Origin of the sequence: Actinomadura darangshiensis, assembly GCF_004349235.1 — a bacterium.
In the GTDB taxonomy this organism is placed as follows: Bacteria; Actinomycetota; Actinomycetes; order Streptosporangiales; family Streptosporangiaceae; genus Spirillospora; species Spirillospora darangshiensis.
Window position 1 is genome coordinate 1 of record NZ_SMKY01000499.1, and the last position, 3,779, is coordinate 3,779.

3 protein-coding genes are annotated in these 3,779 nt (G+C 68.3%); 2 read left to right on the forward strand and 1 reads right to left on the reverse strand.

Annotated features, from left to right (window positions below):
* Positions 1–1,003 precede the first annotated feature (1,003 nt).
* A complete protein-coding gene (locus tag E1293_RS50925; protein ID WP_424923734.1) occupies positions 1,004–1,468 on the forward strand; it encodes an IS110 family transposase in 465 nt (154 codons plus the stop codon).
* A gap of 260 nt (positions 1,469–1,728) precedes the next feature.
* Positions 1,729–1,989 carry a transposase gene (locus tag E1293_RS50930; protein WP_165978704.1) on the forward strand — a complete coding sequence of 87 codons (261 nt, stop codon included), beginning with the start codon at positions 1,729–1,731 and terminating at the stop codon, positions 1,987–1,989.
* 729 nt (positions 1,990–2,718) lie between these two features.
* Here E1293_RS50930 and E1293_RS45405 read toward each other — a convergent pair.
* A complete protein-coding gene (locus tag E1293_RS45405; protein ID WP_132206110.1) occupies positions 2,719–3,489 on the reverse strand; it encodes a transposase family protein in 771 nt (256 codons plus the stop codon).
* Positions 3,490–3,779: the final 290 nt, after the last annotated feature.

A 3,779-nucleotide genomic window follows, 5' to 3' on the forward strand; every position in this document is an offset into this window, starting at 1 on the left:
CGACACCCCTCACCACCACCAAACCCAACCCAACGCCCCGTAGCACTTGATCCGACTCTGAATCGGTGACCATCGGCCCCGCGCCAGAACTGCATTAGCCGCCTCTCCCGAACCTGTGCCGAGCACACGCTCACGACACCGCCGCAACCTCCCCGGTCGCACCAACGATCCGAGGGGGTTGTCACCGGGTCTGGGTGGCTCGGCGGACCACTCGTAGGAGACAAGGCGACCTTGCGTGTCGCAGTCATCGTCACGCCGCAACCTGGATGCTGGCAGCCGTCGCCAGATCGCCGGATCGTGTAACCGCCAGAAGGACGTCGTCAGCGACGACTCCGAACGGCTCGGGTGCGCGAAGATCCCAGCCGGTGTACCGGCGCACACCCCAACCCCACCTCCGGAGACAGCATCCGGACGGTGTCAGCTGCGTCGCTGATCTCTGTGACCAGGCCAGACAGCGCCGATCTGGCGCGCGCGGCGAGACCTTGAGCCCCGAGCGCGCGCTATTCCTGGGCTTGGACATCGGCAACGGCGAGCACCATGTCTGCGCCTGGACCGGCCCGGCGAGAAGCTGCGCGACAATCCAACCCGGACGACGAGCAGCGGCGGTTGCGCACCCTGTTCCCCGTTCGCCCAGCTCGGCCCGCCAGGTCGCGTGCTGGTGGCCGACTAGCCCGATCGGCGCACGGCCGGTCGCGGTCGCGCCCGGAGGACTGCCGGGTCACCTACATGCCCGGGCTGACCACACGGCGGCTGGCCGACGTCCCCCGGGTCCCCCGGCAAACGCCAAGACCGACTGCGAGCATGATGGTCGCGGTGTCCCCTTGCCGGTCTGCCCCAAAGACCGATCGGCTTCGTGCCTACCGGGCGACGCGCCGGCCGCCAAGAGGGCGTTGTTCGCTGTCGTCGGCCCGGAGCGCTGTGGCCTCTTGGGGGCTTGAGCCATCCCCTCGCGGTCTTGCCCGTGCTGCCGTGGCCGGCGGGCCCGTCCCCCGGGTCAATGCTCATGGAGGTTCGGTGGCAGGGGTTGCCCTGCACGGCGGACCGACACGTTCGTCACGGTGGGGGGCGAACCCACGCCGACGTACACGTGGCGGTGGCCTTGGACCAGACCGGCGGGAAGCTGGCGGTCATCAGCGTGGCGACGACCCCTGCCGGGTACCGGGAGCTGCTGAGATGGGCGCGCGACCTGGGCGAGGTGGGCAGGTTCGGGCTGGCGGGCACCGGCTCCTACGGTTCGGGACCAACCCGGCTCTTGCGCCGGCACCAGGGGGATGTGGTCGAGGTGATCCGACCGTCCCGGCGGAACCGACGGCTGACCGGCAAGAACGATGCCCTGGACGCCGAGGCGGCAGCCCGGGCCGTGCTGCCCGGGCCGTGCTGCCCGGGACCGAGCTGGGCCAGTCCAGCCCCAGGACGCCAGGGTCGAGATGGTCCGGACCGTGCGGGGCTCGCGTCGTTTGGCGATTAAGGCGCGCACTCAAGCCGCCAACCAGATCCGCGCGGTCGTCGTCCCCGCGCCGGACGAACTGCGCGAGTGGCTGTGCGGCCTGCCCTTGCCCAAGCTGGTCGCCACGGCCAGGCGATTTCGTCCCGGCGATGCCGAGACCTTGCAGGCCGCCAGCAAGCTCACCCTCAAGGCATTGGCCGCCCGCTACCAGCAACTGGATGAGGAGATCACGATCTTGGACGCCCAGATCGACCGGCTCGCCCGCCAGACCGCGCATCCTGATGGCCGTCAAGGGCATCGGCCCCGACACCGCCGCCGCGTTTCTGGGTCGCCGCTGGCGACATCCCCGGCGACTACACTCCGACGCCGCTTCCGCCCACATGTGCGGCGTCGCAACGATCCCTGCGTCCTCGGGCAGGACTACCTGGCACCGGCGCAACCGCGGCGGAAACCGAGAAGCCAACCGCGCGCTCTACACGCTGGGGACCTGCCGTCTCAGCTACGACCCGCGCCAAGGCATATGCAGCTCGCCGTACCTGTGACGACGCCATCACGTGGACCATCCCGCCAACTCTCGGCAGCACGGCCGCGTGACCTTCGCGCGGTTCGACTTGGCCCATAGGAGCGTCGCCCGCGTCATCGCTGACGCCGCCCGCACCGTCCCACACACGCTTCGCCGGGGTCGAAACCGGTCAGGAAATCCTTGCCGGGCGGAGGCCTGGCCGGGTTCGACGACGCCCTGGCGATTAGATCCACTCGGTTGGTGAACCGGATCCGGGGCGTGGCGCGGCCTTCAAGTGCGGCACCAGCGCCGGGGCCGCCGGGGGCGACTCAGTGCGGTGGCCGTTGAACGCAGCGCTGGTTATGGACGAGCGGCTGACGTCGTGCAGGCTATAAACGGTTGCTGCCTCACAACCAGGCCGTTTCGGAAGTGTTGATCGCTATTCAAGACGCGATCAGCCGGGGAAGGCGCCCGGGTCGATGAGCCATGATTTTCGCTGGAAGCAATCGGCTGCGAAAGAGAGCCGTTGAGCAAGACAGTGCTGGTGATCTCCGATGGCGCGATGTTCTGGCTTATGACGTGGCACTCGGGGTTCTCCTCATCGAAGCGGCGCGAGTCGGTGCGCAGGTGCCGACGACGCTCCGGTTCTCGTGGTGGCCGGAGTTGGAGCAGGATCTCCGCGCACACGCGTTGGTGGGCAGCAGTTTCCCAGTCCTGCTGGACGACTTCAGCGAGGACCAGCGACAGGTGCTCCCGCACTGAGCGCTTTTCAGCAAGCTTGGGCTTCGCGGGTTTGTAGGACGTGGATGGCGTTGGCGAGATGACCGGCGCGTTGGGGGCAGCAGCGAAGCTTGCGGAGGATCTGCCATGTCTTGAGGTGGGCGTTTGCGTGTTCGCCTGGTTTACGGAGCCGGGCGTGGGAGCGGTTGGCGTCCTTCTGCGGCTCTGGCTTGCCCTTGCCCCTGTAGGGCGTGAGCAGCGGTTCGCCCGCGCCGTGGTAGCCAGTGTCGGCCAGTACCAGCGGCCCGGCAGCCTGCAGTGCGCGCAGGACTCCCCGGATGCGGGCCGCCGTCAGGTCATGTGTGCTGCCGGGCAGTGCACCCGACACCCACACGATCGTGTCGTCTGGAGTGGCGATGGCCTGCAGATTCATGCCGTGCTTGCGATGCTTTCCGCAATAGAACGGCCGGTCGGCGACGACACGGTCGATCGGGATGAGCGTGCCGTCCAGCACCAGGTAGAGCAGCCCGTCGCGGGTTGCCTTGCGCAGCGCTCGATGGAGCTTGGGGGAACGGGCCGACAGCAAGGCGACGGCTTGGTTGACGTACCGCCACGGGGTCGTGGTGGACACCCCGAACCCGGCACCGAGCTCGGCGAACGTCTCGCCCTGCGCAGGTAGACCAGCCATCATCAGCGCCTGAGTGCCGGGCGTGAGCGCCCGGCCTTTGCTGCCGATCCCGGCAGGGTGCCGGCGGACCACGCCCGCGGTGTGGTCCAGGGTCCGGCGCGACAACGGCAGCGAAGACCGATGGAAAAGCACGTGAAGCCTCTGGTGGGGACGGGGGGTTGTGGAAGATCACCCGTCCTATCAGGGGCTTTCCTGCGTACCGGGTTCGCCGCACCGCTCGCGATCACGCTGTGATCAGCAGCCCCCCGACCGCAACTGAAAAAGGCTCACTGAACCCATTTCATCCTCGGGCGGCCTGAGCGACGCGGTGGTTTTGTAGGACGGCGATGGCCTTGACGATGTGGCCGGCCTTGCTCGGGCTGCAGCGCAGCTTCCGCAGGATCCGCCATGACTTGAGCTGTGCGTTCGCTCGTTCGCCTGGT